At 45.7% G+C, this 15,304-nt stretch carries 14 protein-coding genes; all 14 read left to right on the plus strand.

Annotated elements, in window-relative coordinates; genetic code table 11:
- The first annotated feature begins 11 nt into the window (after window positions 1-11).
- The 14 genes from trmFO (at window position 12) to CXF70_RS11815 (ending at window position 14,794) form a co-directional block, all read left to right on the plus strand.
- Entirely contained in the window at window positions 12-1,322 is a 1,311-nt protein-coding gene (gene trmFO, locus CXF70_RS11750; RefSeq protein WP_101802835.1) for an FADH(2)-oxidizing methylenetetrahydrofolate--tRNA-(uracil(54)-C(5))-methyltransferase TrmFO, read from the plus strand.
- A gap of 112 nt (window positions 1,323-1,434) precedes the next feature.
- On the plus strand, window positions 1,435-2,328 hold the full coding sequence (xerC, locus tag CXF70_RS11755) for a tyrosine recombinase XerC (RefSeq protein WP_101802836.1): 894 nt from the start codon (window positions 1,435-1,437) through the stop codon (window positions 2,326-2,328).
- A 14-nt stretch (window positions 2,329-2,342) separates the two neighbouring features.
- Window positions 2,343-2,891, plus strand: coding sequence for an ATP-dependent protease subunit HslV (gene hslV / locus CXF70_RS11760; protein ID WP_084245280.1), 549 nt, complete (start codon window positions 2,343-2,345; stop codon window positions 2,889-2,891).
- The gene (gene hslU, locus CXF70_RS11765; RefSeq protein WP_101802837.1) at window positions 2,888-4,285 is read left to right on the plus strand and encodes an ATP-dependent protease ATPase subunit HslU; all 1,398 of its coding nucleotides are present in this window, start codon (window positions 2,888-2,890) and stop codon (window positions 4,283-4,285) included. Before hslV ends, hslU begins: the two co-directional genes overlap by 4 nt.
- An 85-nt stretch (window positions 4,286-4,370) precedes the next feature.
- Window positions 4,371-5,150: a GTP-sensing pleiotropic transcriptional regulator CodY gene (codY, locus tag CXF70_RS11770; RefSeq protein ID WP_101802838.1), complete on the plus strand. Its 780-nt coding sequence runs from the start codon at window positions 4,371-4,373 to the stop codon at window positions 5,148-5,150.
- 590 nt (window positions 5,151-5,740) lie between these two features.
- The gene (gene rpsB / locus CXF70_RS11775; protein ID WP_084245286.1) at window positions 5,741-6,457 is read left to right on the plus strand and encodes a 30S ribosomal protein S2; all 717 of its coding nucleotides are present in this window, start codon (window positions 5,741-5,743) and stop codon (window positions 6,455-6,457) included.
- Between the two features lie 88 nt (window positions 6,458-6,545).
- Window positions 6,546-7,430, plus strand: coding sequence for a translation elongation factor Ts (gene tsf, locus CXF70_RS11780; protein WP_084245288.1), 885 nt, complete (start codon window positions 6,546-6,548; stop codon window positions 7,428-7,430).
- Window positions 7,431-7,510: 80 nt separating this feature from the next.
- Complete coding sequence (gene pyrH / locus CXF70_RS11785) at window positions 7,511-8,236, plus strand: UMP kinase (RefSeq protein ID WP_084245290.1); 726 nt, start codon at window positions 7,511-7,513, stop codon at window positions 8,234-8,236.
- Window positions 8,236-8,793 (plus strand): ribosome recycling factor, encoded by a 558-nt coding sequence (frr, locus tag CXF70_RS11790; RefSeq protein ID WP_101802839.1) that lies wholly within the window; start codon window positions 8,236-8,238, stop codon window positions 8,791-8,793. The genes pyrH and frr overlap by 1 nt, the downstream gene beginning before the upstream one ends.
- 150 nt (window positions 8,794-8,943) lie before the next feature.
- On the plus strand, window positions 8,944-9,735 hold the full coding sequence (locus CXF70_RS11795) for an undecaprenyl pyrophosphate synthase (RefSeq protein ID WP_084245294.1): 792 nt from the start codon (window positions 8,944-8,946) through the stop codon (window positions 9,733-9,735).
- Entirely contained in the window at window positions 9,732-10,523 is a 792-nt protein-coding gene (locus CXF70_RS11800) for a phosphatidate cytidylyltransferase (RefSeq protein WP_101802840.1), read from the plus strand. The genes CXF70_RS11795 and CXF70_RS11800 overlap by 4 nt, the downstream gene beginning before the upstream one ends.
- A 14-nt stretch (window positions 10,524-10,537) precedes the next feature.
- On the plus strand, window positions 10,538-11,683 hold the full coding sequence (gene dxr, locus CXF70_RS11805) for a 1-deoxy-D-xylulose-5-phosphate reductoisomerase (RefSeq protein WP_101802841.1): 1,146 nt from the start codon (window positions 10,538-10,540) through the stop codon (window positions 11,681-11,683).
- Between the two features lie 41 nt (window positions 11,684-11,724).
- On the plus strand, window positions 11,725-12,984 hold the full coding sequence (gene rseP / locus CXF70_RS11810) for an RIP metalloprotease RseP (protein ID WP_101802842.1): 1,260 nt from the start codon (window positions 11,725-11,727) through the stop codon (window positions 12,982-12,984).
- Between the two features lie 106 nt (window positions 12,985-13,090).
- Window positions 13,091-14,794 carry a proline--tRNA ligase gene (locus tag CXF70_RS11815; protein WP_101802843.1) on the plus strand — a complete coding sequence of 568 codons (1,704 nt, stop codon included), beginning with the start codon at window positions 13,091-13,093 and terminating at the stop codon, window positions 14,792-14,794.
- The last annotated feature ends 510 nt before the right edge of the window (window positions 14,795-15,304 follow it).

A 15,304-nucleotide genomic window follows, 5' to 3' on the forward strand; every position in this document is an offset into this window, starting at 1 on the left:
GGTGTTCAACAATGACAAAAACCATCAATGTAATCGGCGCAGGACTCGCCGGCAGTGAAGCTGCATGGCAAATCGCCAAAAGAGGAGTCAATGTCCGTTTATATGAAATGCGGCCGGTCAAGCAAACTCCGGCTCACCACACAGACAAATTCGCTGAACTGGTATGCAGTAACTCATTGCGCGCTAATTCGCTGACCAATGCAGTCGGCGTTATCAAAGAAGAAATGCGGATGATGGACTCGGTCATCATCGAGTCAGCCGATAAAGCTTCTGTCCCTGCAGGCGGAGCACTCGCAGTAGACCGCCATGAATTTGCGGGAGCGGTTACGGATAAAGTCCGCAATCACCCGCTGGTTGAAGTGATCAATGAAGAAGTGACGGAAATTCCGGAAGGCATCACAATCATTGCGACAGGTCCGTTGACATCACCGGCACTTGCTGAAAAGATCCGTAAATTGACTGGGGAAGATTATCTTTATTTCTATGATGCTGCCGCACCGATCGTTGAGAAAGACAGCATCGATATGGATAAAGTCTATTTGAAATCGCGTTACGATAAAGGCGAAGCCGCTTATCTTAACTGCCCGATGACAGAAGAGGAATTCAAGCGGTTCCACACGGCGCTGGTTGAAGCTGAAGTTGTGCCATTGAAGGAATTTGAAAAAGAGATCTACTTTGAAGGATGTATGCCAGTCGAAGTGATGGCTGCCCGAGGAGAAAAAACATTGACTTTCGGTCCGATGAAACCGGTCGGACTTGAAAATCCGAAAACAGGCGAACGGCCTTATGCAGTTGTTCAGCTTCGTCAGGATGACGCTGCAGGCACGCTTTATAACATTGTCGGATTCCAGACGCACTTGAAATGGGGACCTCAAAAAGAAGTTTTGAAACTCATTCCTGGTCTGGAAAATGTTGAAATTGTCCGTTACGGTGTGATGCACCGCAACACATTCATCAACTCTCCGCGCGTGTTGAAACCGACTTACCAATTGAAAGCCAATCCTAATATTTTCTTTGCCGGTCAGATGACAGGCGTGGAAGGTTATGTCGAATCAGCTGGAAGCGGCTTGCTTGCAGGGGTCAACGCTGCAAAATTGGCTCTGGGTGAGGAACTGGTCATCTTCCCGGCTGATACAGCACTAGGAAGCATGGCTCGTTACATCACGGAAGCTGACGGTGAAAACTTCCAGCCGATGAACATCAACTTCGGTTTGTTCCCGGACCTTGGTGAGCGCATCCGTTCGAAACAGGAACGCGCTGAAAAACACGCGAACCGGGCTCTCGAATCAATTCGAAATTATATGAATACAGTAACAGTTTAATTGATAAAGGCCTCTGAATTTTGATATAATTTAGAGGCTTTTTATTATTGCGCTGTAATGATGAAATCACATCTGAACAGGCGCGGCAGATTGGAAAGGGCGGGACAGCGAGATGGATAAACAGCAAATGGTCCGGTCTTTCATCAGTTATATACAATTGGAAAAAAATTATTCAGAACTCACCGTGCTTAATTACGAGCATGATTTAGCGGGTTTTTTTCAGGCCATGGAGAGTGAAGGCGTCTACGATCTGAAGCAGGTCGAATATCTGCATGCCCGCAATTACGTGACGAGATTATATAATGAACAAATGTCCAGAACGACCGTGTCCCGGAAAATCTCAGCCATCCGATCCTTTTTCAAATACGGCAATCGGGAATTCGGCTTGAGCGAAGAAGCATTCCGTTCACTGTACCATCCGAAGAAAGAAGAAAGGCTGCCTCAATTCTTCTACGAAGAAGAGCTGGCTGTTCTGTTTGAATCGGTCAGAGGCGAAGACAAGCTGTCGATCCGCAATACCGCGCTTCTGGAGCTATTATATGCAACCGGCATGCGGGTCAGCGAATGCGTTTCCATCCGGATGAAGGATCTGGACCGCAGCATGCAGATTGTCAAAGTGATGGGGAAAGGCCGAAAAGAGCGCTACATACCTTATGGGCAATTTGCGCATGACGCATTGGAACATTATATCGATGAAGTTCGTCCTAAGCTTATGAAAAACACGGACCACGATGGTTTGTTTGTCAATAACCGGGGAGATCTTCTGACGGCGCGGGGGATACGCCATATATTGACCGAATGCATGAAAAAGGCATCGGCTAATTCCAATATCTATCCCCATATGATCCGCCACAGCTTTGCTACCCACCTGTTGAATAATGGCGCGGATCTCCGGACAGTTCAGGAATTGCTTGGGCATTCCCATCTGTCATCCACCCAGGTTTATACACACGTGACAAAAGAGCATTTGCGGAAAACATATTTGAATTCACATCCGCGGGCATAGAGAGGGGAATACTGATGGAACAATTTCATGCCACCACGATATTCGCGGTACGCCACAACGGCGAATGCGCAATGTCAGGTGATGGACAAGTGACTTTCGGCAATGCCGTTGTCATGAAACATACAGCAAGAAAAGTACGTACTTTATATAATGGCCAGGTTTTGACGGGCTTTGCCGGTTCAGTGGCTGATGCTTTCACTCTTTTTGAAATGTTCGAAGGCAAACTCACTGAGTACAACGGAAATCTTCAGCGGGCTGCAGTGGAACTGGCCAAGCAATGGCGTGGAGATAAAATGCTGCGCCAGCTGGAAGCGATGCTGATCGTCATGAATAAAGACGAGTTGCTGCTGGTATCCGGAACCGGTGAAGTGATCGAACCGGATGACGGGATACTGGCTATCGGTTCAGGCGGAAATTATGCGTTGGCGGCGGGCCGCGCCTTGAAGAAATATGCCGGCGACAATATGTCTGCCAAAGAGATCGCGCAATCAGCGCTGGAAACCGCAGCGGATATATGTGTTTACACAAATCATCAAATCGTAGTGGAGGAGCTGTCAAAATGAAAACCCAAACAGATCTGACACCCAGACAGATAACGGAACATCTTGACCGCTATATAGTAGGCCAGAAAGATGCCAAGCGGTCAATTGCGATCGCACTTCGCAACCGCTACAGAAGAAGCCGGCTGGATGAGGAGCTGCGTGACGAAGTGATCCCGAAGAATATCCTGATGATCGGGCCGACAGGTGTCGGAAAGACGGAAATTGCGAGACGCATCGCTAAATTGACAGGCGCGCCCTTCATCAAAGTTGAAGCGACGAAATTCACCGAAGTGGGTTATGTTGGACGCGATGTGGAATCGATGGTGCGTGACTTGGTGGAAGCTGCAGTCAGAATCGTGAAAGAAGAGAAGTTCGAAGCGGTGAAAGGCAAAGCGGAAGCTGCCGCCAATGAACGGATTGTAAAATTGCTCGTTCCTTCGATGAAGAAAAAGCAGGCAAGCCAAAATCCGCTTGAGATGATGTTCGGCCAAAAATTCGATCAGGATGAAGAAGAGCCGACTGCTGAAGTGGAAGTTCGCGTGAAAAGACGGGAAATCGCTGCAGATTTGAAAGCGGGGAAATTGGAAGACGAGTGGCTGAATGTCGAGGTGCTGGAAAACGCGCCGTCGATGTTTGATGCCCTTCAAGGTTCCGGCATGGAGCAGATGGGCGCGAATATGCAGGATGCCTTATCTTCCCTGATGCCGAAGAAAAAGAAAAAACGCCGCCTTCAAGTGAAAGAGGCCAGACGCATTTTAGCTGCAGAAGAAGCGGCGAAACTGGTTGATGATGAAGAAGTGGCAAGTGAAGCGATTGACCGGGCAGAACAGCACGGCATCATCTTTATTGACGAGATGGACAAGATCGCCAGCAAGAATAACTCGTCTTCAGCGGATGTATCGCGTGAAGGTGTGCAGCGGGATATTCTGCCGATTGTCGAAGGCTCGACCGTTTCCACAAAGTACGGAGCGGTGAAAACAGACTATATGCTGTTTGTTGCGGCGGGGGCATTCCATATGTCCAAGCCTTCTGACCTGATTCCTGAACTGCAGGGCCGGTTCCCGATCCGTGTGGAGCTGCAGAAGCTGGAAGTGGGCGATTTCGTCAAAATATTGACGGAACCGAAACATTCTTTGCTGAATCAATATAAAGCGCTTCTCGAAACAGAGGGAGTTGTGGTAAAATTCAATGATGCCTCAATCGTCAGACTAGCGGAAATTGCGTATGAAGTGAATCAGGATACCGATAATATCGGAGCCCGCCGATTGCATACCATTTTAGAGCGGCTGCTCGAAGACCTGTCCTTTGAAGCTTCTGAAATAAGCCCTGCGCAAATAGACATAACACCTCAATATGTGAACGATAAACTTGAAAATGTGGCAAAAAACAAAGATTTGTCACAATTTATCCTGTAAATAAGTCAAATCAGTTCCCTTAAAGAGTAAAAAGCTTTAGAATATTGAATAAATACGGTACGAATTATGTAGGAGGTTCATTATAATGAATTTATTAGGAAAAACGAGACGCATCAACTCTATGCTGCAAGCAGCAGCCGGCAAGCCGGTAAACTTCAAGGACATGGCGGAAACTTTGAGCGAAGTCATCGAATGCAACGCATTCGTTGTCAGCCGCAAAGGTAAAGTCCTAGGCTATGCCATCAACCAGCAGATTGAAAACGAACGGATGAAAGGCATGCTTGAAGAGCGCCAGTTCCCGATCGAATACACACAGAATCTTTCAAACATCAACGAAACATCCGCTAACCTGGATGTAAACAGCGAACACACAATCTTCCCTGTGGAAGAACGTGAATTGTTCAAAAACGGCCTGACTACAATCGTGCCGATCATCGGTGGCGGCGAACGTCTTGGTACATTGTTGCTTGGACGCGTCGACGCTGAATTTCAGGATGATGATTTGATTCTTGGCGAATACGGTGCAACAGTTGTCGGGATGGAAATCCTTCGCGAAAAAGGCGACCGCATCGAAGAAGAAGCACGCAGCAAAGCTGTTGTTCAAATGGCGATCTCATCACTGTCTTACAGTGAGCTTGAAGCAATCGAACACATTTTTGAAGAGCTTGACGGCAACGAAGGTTTGCTTGTCGCTTCAAAAATCGCTGACCGTGTGGGAATCACCCGTTCAGTAATCGTCAACGCACTTCGTAAACTTGAAAGTGCCGGCGTCATCGAATCACGTTCACTGGGGATGAAAGGGACGTACATCAAAGTCCTGAACACGAAATTCCTTGCTGAGCTTGAGCAATTGAAAATGAACTAAGACTGATTCAGAAGGCACCGGATATTTTATCCGGTGTCTTTTTATGTCGAAAAAAGTTATTGATTTCTATAATCATTACGCTCCAGGGGGACGCTTTCCTCGGGGAGCGGCCTGAGCCTCCTCGTCCGCTGCGCTCCCTGCGGGGTCTCAGGACTCGCTCTTATTCCCGTAGGAGTCGCCCCCTGCCGCTTCATTCTAGTTCTACATAATATTAAAGTGCCTACTTTTTCACTCAATATTTTATTTTAAGTGTTCTCTTATAGAAAGCTATCTGAGATATGGAGCAAAACAGCGAAGACGCCCAGGGGAATAAGCGAAGTGCTGAGATCCACTCGGGCGAAGTGGAACGAGCACGAGTTAGCTCAGCGCGAGCCCCCAGGCAAGCGAAGCTGTTTTGCGGAATATCGGTTATTAGCACATTTTTTATTTCTAGGAGAAACTTGTTGCGGAATGGAACAGTGGCGTGGTATAATTTCAAATGGTGTTAAATACACACGCATTCGGATTTGTTCCGCTGGTGCCCTTATTGGGTAACGGTTCAAAGAAGAAGAATGCGGAGGGAAAAAATAACCTATCAGGAGGAAACACACATGTCAGTAATTTCTATGAAACAATTGCTTGAAGCTGGTGTACACTTTGGCCACCAGACTCGCCGTTGGAACCCGAAAATGAAAAAATATATTTTCGTTGAGCGTAACGGTATCTACATCATCGATCTTCAAAAAACAGTCCGCAAATTGGAAGAGGCTTACAGCTTCATGAAACAAGTGGGCGAAGATGGCGGCAAGGTACTTTTCGTTGGTACGAAAAAACAAGCTCAGGACGCTATCAAAGAAGAAGCAGAACGTTCTGGCAACTACTACATCAACCAGCGTTGGTTGGGTGGAACACTTACTAACTTCGGCACAATCCAAAAACGTGTGAATCGCATGAAACAAATCGAGCGCATGTCTGAAGATGGAACTTTCGAAGTTCTTCCGAAGAAAGAAGTTGTTCAATTGAATAAAGAACACGATCGTCTTGTTAAATTCCTTGGCGGTATCCGTGATATGAACGGTCTTCCGGACGTAATGTTCGTAGTTGACCCGCGCAAAGAACGCATTGCAGTAGCAGAAGCTATGAAATTGAACATTCCGATCGTTGGTATCGTTGATACGAACTGTGATCCAGATGAAATCGATTATGTAATTCCTGCAAACGATGATGCAATCCGCGCAGTAAAACTTTTGACTGGTAAAATGGCTGATGCTTTGCTAGAGTCTAAACCGGAAGAAGAAGAAGAAACTCCAGCTGAAGCTGCAGAGTAATTCACAATGAAGCACAGGTGATAAGCGGCCACAAACCCTCTTATCACCTTTTTTTGAGAAAACGTATATCCTAAGGAGGAATTTAATCATGGCAGTTACAGCTCAAATGGTAAAAGAATTGCGTGAAAAAACTGGTGCAGGTATGATGGACTGCAAAAAAGCACTTGTAGAAACAAACGGTGATATGGAAGCGGCGTTGGATTTCCTGCGTGAAAAAGGCCTTTCAAGCGCTTCTAAAAAAGCGGACCGTATTGCTGCTGAAGGTATTACTTCAATCATGGTTGAAGGAAACGAAGCAGTTATCTACGAAGTAAACGCTGAAACTGATTTTGTTGCTAAAAACGAAGGTTTCCAAACACTTGTTAAAGAGTTGGGCGAACACCTTTTGGCTACTAAACCGGCATCAATCGAAGAAGCAAACTCTTCTACAATGTCTAACGGTTTGACAGTAGCGGACCACGTTTCAAACGCAATCGCGAAGATCGGTGAAAAAATCACTTTGCGCCGCTTTGAAATCCGCACTAAAACAGATGCTGACGCTTTCGGTCCTTACCTTCACATGGGCGGCCGCATTTCTGTATTGGTAATGCTTGAAAACACTACTGATACTGATGCTGCACGCGACATTGCAATGCACATTGCTGCTTTGAACCCTCAATACATTTCACGTGATGAAGTTTCTGCTGAAGAAGTGGAAAAAGAGCGTAAAGTATTGACTGAGCAAGCATTGAACGAAGGCAAGCCTGAAAAAATCGTTGAAAAAATGGTCGAAGGCCGTCTTGGCAAATATTTCGAAGACGTTTGCTTGCTTGACCAGGCTTTCGTTAAAAACTCAGATCAAAAAGTCCGTGATTTCGTGGCTTCAACTGGCGGCAGTGTAAAAGAATTCATCCGCTATGAAGTTGGAGAAGGAATCGAAAAACGCGAAGATAACTTTGCTGATGAAGTTATGAGCCAAGTAAACAAAAAATAATTCATTTTCATAGTTTGACCTCAGGGAACACTGAAAGGTGTTCCCTATTTTTCAATAAATAGTTAAAATGGAGGGTACCGATGAGTGTTCAGCAGTATAAACGCATTGTATTAAAACTTAGTGGAGAAGCGATGGCAGGTGGACAAGGTTTCGGATTATCTCCTGAAATCATTAAATCTGTAGCCGCTCAAGTAAAAGACGTCGTAGAACTTGGCGTTGAAGTTGCCGTAGTGGTTGGCGGAGGCAATATCTGGAGAGGGAAAATCGGTTCTGAAATGGGCATGGACCGCGCAACTGCCGATTATATGGGCATGCTGGCAACTGTGATGAATTCACTTGCTTTGCAGGATTCCCTTGAGAAGCAGGATGTGGAAACCCGTGTTCTTTCTTCTATTGAAATGCGCCAGGTCGCTGAGCCTTATATTCGCAGACGGGCAATCCGCCATCTTGAGAAGAAGCGGGTTGTAATTTTCGCAGCAGGGACCGGCAATCCGTATTTCTCTACTGATACAACGGCTGCACTTCGGGCTGCTGAAATTGAGGCGGACGTCATCCTGATGGCGAAAAACAATGTGGATGGCGTGTACTCAGCCGATCCGAAAACTGATGCAACAGCTGTTAAATATGAAGAGTTATCATATTTGGAAGTGATTCAACAAGGCCTGCAAGTAATGGATTCTACTGCTTCCACACTATGTATGGACAATGATATCCCACTCGTAGTATTCTCAATTATGGAAAATGGTAATATAAAACGGGCTGTTCAAGGTGAAAAAATCGGAACAGTTGTGAGGAGAGACATATAATGCCGAAATCTGTGATGAATGAAACCAAAGAAAAAATGACGAATGCTATTCAAGCTTATTCACGCGAACTTTCTTCAATCCGCGCTGGCCGTGCAACTCCGTCTATTTTAGACAGAGTTACAGTCGATTACTACGGAGCACCTACTCCGATTAATCAGGTAGCTGGTGTATCGGTTCCGGAAGCTCGCATGATCATGATTCAGCCATATGACAAGTCTGTGCTGGGTGACATCGAGAAAGCGATCTTAAAATCGGATATCGGCCTGAACCCGTCGAACGATGGTTCGGTCATCCGTTTAGCTGTACCTGCTTTGACTGAAGAGCGGCGTAAAGAGCTCGTCAAAGATGTCAAAAAAGAAGCGGAAGTTGCTAAAGTGAATGTTCGTAATATCCGCCGCGATGCGAACGATGAGTTTAAGAAGCTTCAGAAGAAGAGCGAAATCACAGAAGATGATTTGCGCAGCTATTCCGATGATGTCCAGAAGCTGACGGATTCGAATATCGCGAAAATCGACGATATGGCGAAAGATAAAGAAAAAGAGATTATGGAAGTATAAATCGAACTTCATAAGCTTTCACGCGTCCTGTATAGCAGGGCGCTTTTTCATGCCAAAAAAAATGTGATCGAGAAAGATAAAGCACGATAGCGTTTTTTTTGATATGATAAGCAATAGACATGCCGATTTGTAATAGGTGGAGGATTAATTATGATAAATAAATTATTAAAACGAAATACGGAAACTGTGATCGGTGATTTGGATCGCCTGTCGCTGGTCCAAGATGGGATTATCCCTTCACATATAGCCATTATTATGGATGGCAACGGCCGGTGGGCGAAAAAGCGTTCACTTCCGCGTGTCGCTGGACATCACGAAGGAATGAAGACTGTACGGAAAATCACCCGTTTGGCCAATAATCTCGGCGTTGACGTATTGACATTATATGCATTTTCCACAGAAAATTGGAAACGGCCAAAAATGGAAGTTGATTTTCTGATGAGGCTTCCGGAAGAGTTTCTTTCGACGTTTTTACCGGAATTAATCGCTGAAAACGTAAAAGTGGAAATGATGGGCGACCATACAAATCTGCCTGCACATACATTGAAAGCAATTTCGAAAGCAAAGGAAGCTACAAAAGATAATACTGGCCTTATTTTGAATTTCGCATTGAACTACGGAAGCCGGTCGGAAATCGTGGACTCGGTAAAAGAACTTGCCGCTCAAGTGGCTGCAGGAACTTTGGACCCCGAAGACATTACAGAGGAACATATCAGTTCCGGGCTTATGACAAAGTCATTGCCGGAACCGGATTTATTGATACGTACCAGCGGAGAAGTTCGTTTAAGCAACTTCATGCTTTGGCAGCTGGCTTATACCGAATTTTGGTTCACTGATACATTGTGGCCGGATTTCAATGAAGATTCTTTAATCGATGCGGTTGAAAATTACCAAAAGAGAAATCGCCGATTCGGAGGATTGAAAGGGGAAGAAGCACAGTGAAACAGCGTCTCATTACCGGAGCAATCGCTTTTGCATTATTCATACCATTTGTTATTTTAGGCGGGACTCCTTTTACTATTTTAGTGTTGATACTGGGAACCATCGGTTTCCAGGAATTATTGAAGATGAAAGGCCGCACACTCTGGAGTGTACCCGGCCTTATTTCCCTTTTGGCGTTATATGCTTTCATGATGCCAGGTGAGTGGACCCTCCAGGTTTCAGGCTGGACGGGATATACAAAAGTTGAATTCGCTTTTATCGCGGTCATTTTGCTATTAATACATACTGTAATCGTTAAAAACAGCTTTACATTCGATGACGCCGCCTTTGCAATCCTTGGCACCCTATATGTCGGGATGGGATTCCTCTATCTGATTGAAACAAGAGAAGAAGGCCTGGCTGTTCTGATTTACGCATTATTGGTCGTCTGGTTTACAGATTCAGGCGCTTATTTCACTGGGCGGAAATTCGGTAAACGGAAGCTATGGCCAGAAATTTCACCGAATAAAACAATTGAAGGGTTTGTAGGGGGCATCTTGTATGCCGTCGTCGCTGCATTGGTTTTCAATTTCTTCGTTGATTTGAATAAACCAGTCTACATAATTATACTCGTCACAATCGTTGCGTCTGTTTTCGGGCAGATGGGTGACTTGGTCGAGTCTGCACTGAAACGGCATTTCAACGTAAAAGATTCAGGTAAGGTCCTGCCGGGACATGGTGGTATCTTAGACCGCTTTGACAGTATTCTTTTCGTTATGCCATTATTGCATTTTCTACATTTCATCTAAGGAGGACATCCTGAATGGTCAAAAAAATTATTTTACTGGGAGCGACCGGTTCGATCGGCGTCCAGACAACAGATATTATCCGAGAGCATCCTCAAGAATTCAAGCTGGTTGGATTCTCAGCCGGCCGAAATATGGAATTAGCTAGAAAATTCATCAAAGAATTCCGTCCCGAAATTGTGTGTGTTCAAAATGAACAGGATGCGGTTGTTCTTCGCGGCGAATTTCCCCAAACTGCTTTCGTATCGGGAAATTCGGGCTTGATTGAGACGGCAGTTTTTGATACGGATGTGCTGGTAAACGCCGTCATCGGAAGTGTGGGGCTCGAGCCGACACTTGAAGCGATAAAGCTGGGCCGCACGATCGCCATTGCCAATAAGGAAACGCTTGTTACAGCCGGCCATCTGGTTATGGAAAACGCCAAGCGTTATGGCGCATCTATTCTACCGGTTGACAGCGAGCATTCCGCTTTATTCCAATCGCTGAATGGTGAAAAAATTGAGCAGGCAACCAAATTGATTCTGACAGCGTCTGGCGGAAGCTTCAGGGATTCTACAAGGGATGACCTTAAAAACGTTACGGTCAAGGAAGCGCTGAACCATCCTAATTGGTCGATGGGAGCGAAAATTACGATCGACTCGGCGACAATGGTGAATAAAGGGCTCGAAGTAATAGAAGCAAACGTACTTTTTAATTTTGATTACGATGACATTGAAGTTCTCCTCCACAGGGAAAGTATCATCCATTCAATGGTGGAATTCCGTGACACCAGTGTAATGGCGCAGCTCGGTACTCCTGATATGCGCGTTCCAATCCAATATGCGCTGACCTATCCGGAACGCCTGGAGCGTCCGAACGCCAAGCGTTTGAATCTGCCTGAGATCGGCAAACTGCATTTTCAGCAGATGGATTATGAACGTTTCCATGCTTTGCAATTGGCGTTTGACGCAGGGCGTATCGGTGGAACAATGACCACTGTACTAAACGCAGCCAATGAGCAGGCAGTAGCCATGTTCTTAAATGAAGAAATCAAGTTTCTGCAAATTGAAGAAATGATCGAACGTGCTATGGATGCGCATAAACCGACATCAACTCCGGATCTGGAAACGATTCTGCACGTCGATTCTGAAACAAGAAAATCAGTCCGAAACATGCTAAAATAACTAAAGATTAAAACCGAAAAGGTTTATAAGGATGGGTTCAAATGGAAACAGTCATATCGTTTATCATAATTTTCGGCGCTTTAGTTTTTTTCCATGAGTTGGGCCATTTCCTGTTTGCGAAGAGAGCCGGCATTTTGGTTCGCGAATTTGCAATCGGCATGGGTCCGAAAATTCTGGGCATCACAAAAGGGGAAACCTTGTATACCGTCCGTTTGCTGCCGATCGGCGGCTACGTCCGCATGGCCGGTGAAGAGATGGACCGCATCATTCTGCAGGCGGGTCACCGTATCGGTGTATTGCTTGATGAGGATGGTCTGGCCAAAAAAATCATTCTGAATCAAAAAACCATGTATCCCGATATCATGTTTCTTGAAGTTGAAGAAGCGGATCTGGAAAAAGAACTTTATATTAAAGGTTATGACGAAGAGGATCGCCTTGTCCGCCTTCAGGTTGCGAGAGACGCGGTAGTCGAAGAGAATGGCGCGGAGACGGTTTTGGCTCCGCATGACCGTCAATTCGATTCAAAAAGCATCGGCCACCGTTTCATGACAATCTTCGCGGGACCGCTGTTCAACTTCATACTTGCTTTCTTCATTTTTACGGCAATCGGTCTTCTGCAAGGAGTTCCGACGAATGAACCTGTCATTTCGGAAGTTACGGATGACAGCCCGGCCGAGGAAGCGGGGATGCAAGCCGGCGATCTGATAACAGAAGTCGAAGGCACTAATATCGCCAGCTGGAATGATCTTGTTAAATCGGTACAGGATGAAGCAGGAAATGCTTTGGATTTCGTTGTTGAACGCCAAGGAGAAACAGTTGAATTCACCATTACACCGGAACTGGTCGAGCAGGAACAGGGAGATGTCGGTGTTATCGGGGTTCTTTATGAAAGTCCGAGAGAACAGGATTTCTTCGGCTCATTCGTTTACGGCGCTGAAACGACTGTCTTCTGGTTCAAGGAGATTTTCCGTTTGCTGGGTATGCTCGTAACGGGCCAATTTACGATAGATGCCTTATCAGGTCCTGTCGGGATTTATAAAACAACAGAACAAGTCGCGCAATACGGAATCTTCACTTTGATGAGCTGGGCTGGTATGCTGAGCATCAACTTGGGGATTATGAATCTATTGCCGCTTCCTGCTTTAGACGGCGGACGTCTCATGTTCTTCATCCTCGAAGCGCTGAGAGGCAAGCCGGTAGATCGCCAGAAAGAAGGCATGGTCCATTTTGTCGGCATCATGCTGCTTATGCTGCTGATGATCGTCGTCACATGGAATGATATACAGAAGTTTTTCTTCTAATGGGTTAAGACGGAGAATATTGGTTAATTTTTAACTGGTATTCTTCTTTCTCTATATAATAAAAACGCATTTAAAAATTTATCAGTCAGTTGAGGTGTATTTTGGAATGAAACAATCAGCAACTTTTATCCCTACTTTACGTGAAACACCTGCAGATGCAGAAGTCAGATCACATCAATTATTGCTCCGTGCGGGTTTTATCCGTCAAAACACGAGTGGTATCTATTCTTTCCTGCCGCTCGGCAAACGTGTATTGAACAAAGTGGAAGCGATTATCCGTGAAGAAATGGAAGCCGCGAACAGCGTGGAAGTGTTCCTTCCGGCGATGCAACAGGCAGAGCTTTGGCAGGAAACAGGCCGCTGGTATTCATATGGCGACGAATTGATGAGGCTGAAAGACCGCAATGGCCGCGAATTTGCTCTGGGCGCAACACATGAAGAGGTCATCACAGACCTTTTGCGCGACGAAATCAAATCGTATAAAAAATTGCCCCTGAACCTTTATCAGATCCAGTCGAAGTTCCGGGATGAGAAACGTCCGCGCTTCGGTTTGCTGCGTGGCCGCGAATTCCTGATGAAAGATGCTTATTCATTCCATGCTACAACTGAAAGCCTTGATGAGACGTATGATGTCATGATGCAGGCTTATACGAATATTTTCACGAGACTGGGCCTTAATTTCCGTATGGTAATCGCTGACTCCGGAGCGATAGGCGGCAAAGACAACCATGAATTCATGGTACTGTCTGAAATCGGGGAAGATACGATCGCTTATTCGGATTCGTCTTCTTATGCAGCAAATATTGAAATGGCTCAAGTGAACGTTGAATATGAGACACCGGCTGAAGCGGCTGAAGCGATGGAAAAAGTGGCAACACCTGATCAGAAAACCATCGCTCAAGTAGCGGAGTTCTTTGGAACAGGCACTGAAAATTGCATCAAGACCCTCGTCTTTAAAGCGGATGACGATTTCGTAGTCGTTTTGTCAAGAGGAGACCACGAAATTAACGACGTTAAAGTGAAACACGCTGCTGATGCAAAAGTGGTGGAAATGGCGACTCCGGAAGAAGTGAAACAATTGATCGGCTGTGAAATCGGTTCGATCGGTCCTGTCTCCTTGCCGGAAGGCATCCGTGTATTTGCTGACAATGCTGTCAAAACAATCGTCAACGGCATCGCTGGCGCAAATGAAGAAGGGCAGCATTTCAAAAATGTGACGCCTGGACAGGATTTTGATGTCGAAAAATATGCAGATCTGCGCTTCATCAAAGAAGGAGACCCTTCACCGGATGGCAAAGGCACAATTAAATTTGCTGAAGGTATTGAAGTCGGACATATCTTCAAATTAGGAACACGCTACAGTGAAGACATGAAAGCGACGATTCTGAATGACCAGGGCCGTGCGGTTCCTTATATTATGGGCTGCTATGGCATCGGGGTTTCACGTGTGGTTGCTGCTGTTGCTGAACAATTCAATGACGATGACGGCTTTACGTGGCCGCCTGTTGCCGCACCTTACGATATACATGTGGTGCCGGTCAATGTCAAAGATGATGTGCAGCGAGAAACAGCTGACGAAATTTATAAATTATTGAAGTCCAACCGCTACGAAGTTCTGATTGATGACCGCAATGAACGCGCGGGTGTTAAATTCACAGATGCCGATCTGATCGGCCTGCCTGTTAGACTGACAGTCGGGAAGAAAGCGGCGGAAGGAATTTTGGAAGTGAAGATTCGCAGCACCGGTGAGACGTTTGAGTGGAATAAAGACGAACTGCTCGATCAATTACAGCAATTTTTTCAAAAATAAACCGCAAAATCTGATAGAATGAAAGGAAAGCACAAGCTGTGCTTTCCTTTCTTTTTCTTCTTTTCCTTCGAGGGAATCGGAAAAGAAATTGCAGATAAAAAGATAAATAGACAGCCGGTTATAAATAGCTTGTTGAGAAAGAAAGCTAGGAAACCGATATTCCACAAAACAGCTCCGCTTTCCTGGTGGCTCGCGCTGAGCTAACTCGAGCTCGTTCCACTTCGCTCGAGTGGATCTTGCACTTCGTCGGCATTCGCCTGCTCACCTGGGAGTCTTCGCTGTTTTGCTTCATATCTCTGTTAGCCTTCTCTAATGGAGTTGCATAATTAATTTATAACAGGTAAAAAGATATTCATAATGCTTCTACATGAAACCAGAATGGAGCGCTAGGCGGTGAAGGGCAAAGATGTGCTCCTGCATCGCTTCGCTGCTTCGTCGCAAAGACTTGCCCTCGCAAGCTTCGGTCAATGTCTTTCCTGCGGGAAAAAGAGCGAGTCCTGAGACCCCGCA

Source organism: Planomicrobium sp. MB-3u-38 (assembly GCF_002836425.1).
Taxonomy (GTDB): domain Bacteria; phylum Bacillota; class Bacilli; order Bacillales_A; family Planococcaceae; genus Planococcus; species Planococcus okeanokoites.

Coding starts and splice junctions, on each gene's coding strand:
- trmFO (WP_101802835.1), top strand. CDS start 12: ATGACAAAAACCATCAATGTAATCGGCGCAGGACTCGCCGGCAGTGAA.
- xerC (WP_101802836.1), top strand. CDS start 1,435: ATGGATAAACAGCAAATGGTCCGGTCTTTCATCAGTTATATACAATTG.
- hslV (WP_084245280.1), top strand. CDS start 2,343: ATGGAACAATTTCATGCCACCACGATATTCGCGGTACGCCACAACGGC.
- hslU (WP_101802837.1), top strand. CDS start 2,888: ATGAAAACCCAAACAGATCTGACACCCAGACAGATAACGGAACATCTT.
- codY (WP_101802838.1), top strand. CDS start 4,371: ATGAATTTATTAGGAAAAACGAGACGCATCAACTCTATGCTGCAAGCA.
- rpsB (WP_084245286.1), top strand. CDS start 5,741: ATGTCAGTAATTTCTATGAAACAATTGCTTGAAGCTGGTGTACACTTT.
- tsf (WP_084245288.1), top strand. CDS start 6,546: ATGGCAGTTACAGCTCAAATGGTAAAAGAATTGCGTGAAAAAACTGGT.
- pyrH (WP_084245290.1), top strand. CDS start 7,511: ATGAGTGTTCAGCAGTATAAACGCATTGTATTAAAACTTAGTGGAGAA.
- frr (WP_101802839.1), top strand. CDS start 8,236: ATGCCGAAATCTGTGATGAATGAAACCAAAGAAAAAATGACGAATGCT.
- CXF70_RS11795 (WP_084245294.1), top strand. CDS start 8,944: ATGATAAATAAATTATTAAAACGAAATACGGAAACTGTGATCGGTGAT.
- dxr (WP_101802841.1), top strand. CDS start 10,538: ATGGTCAAAAAAATTATTTTACTGGGAGCGACCGGTTCGATCGGCGTC.
- rseP (WP_101802842.1), top strand. CDS start 11,725: ATGGAAACAGTCATATCGTTTATCATAATTTTCGGCGCTTTAGTTTTT.
- CXF70_RS11815 (WP_101802843.1), top strand. CDS start 13,091: ATGAAACAATCAGCAACTTTTATCCCTACTTTACGTGAAACACCTGCA.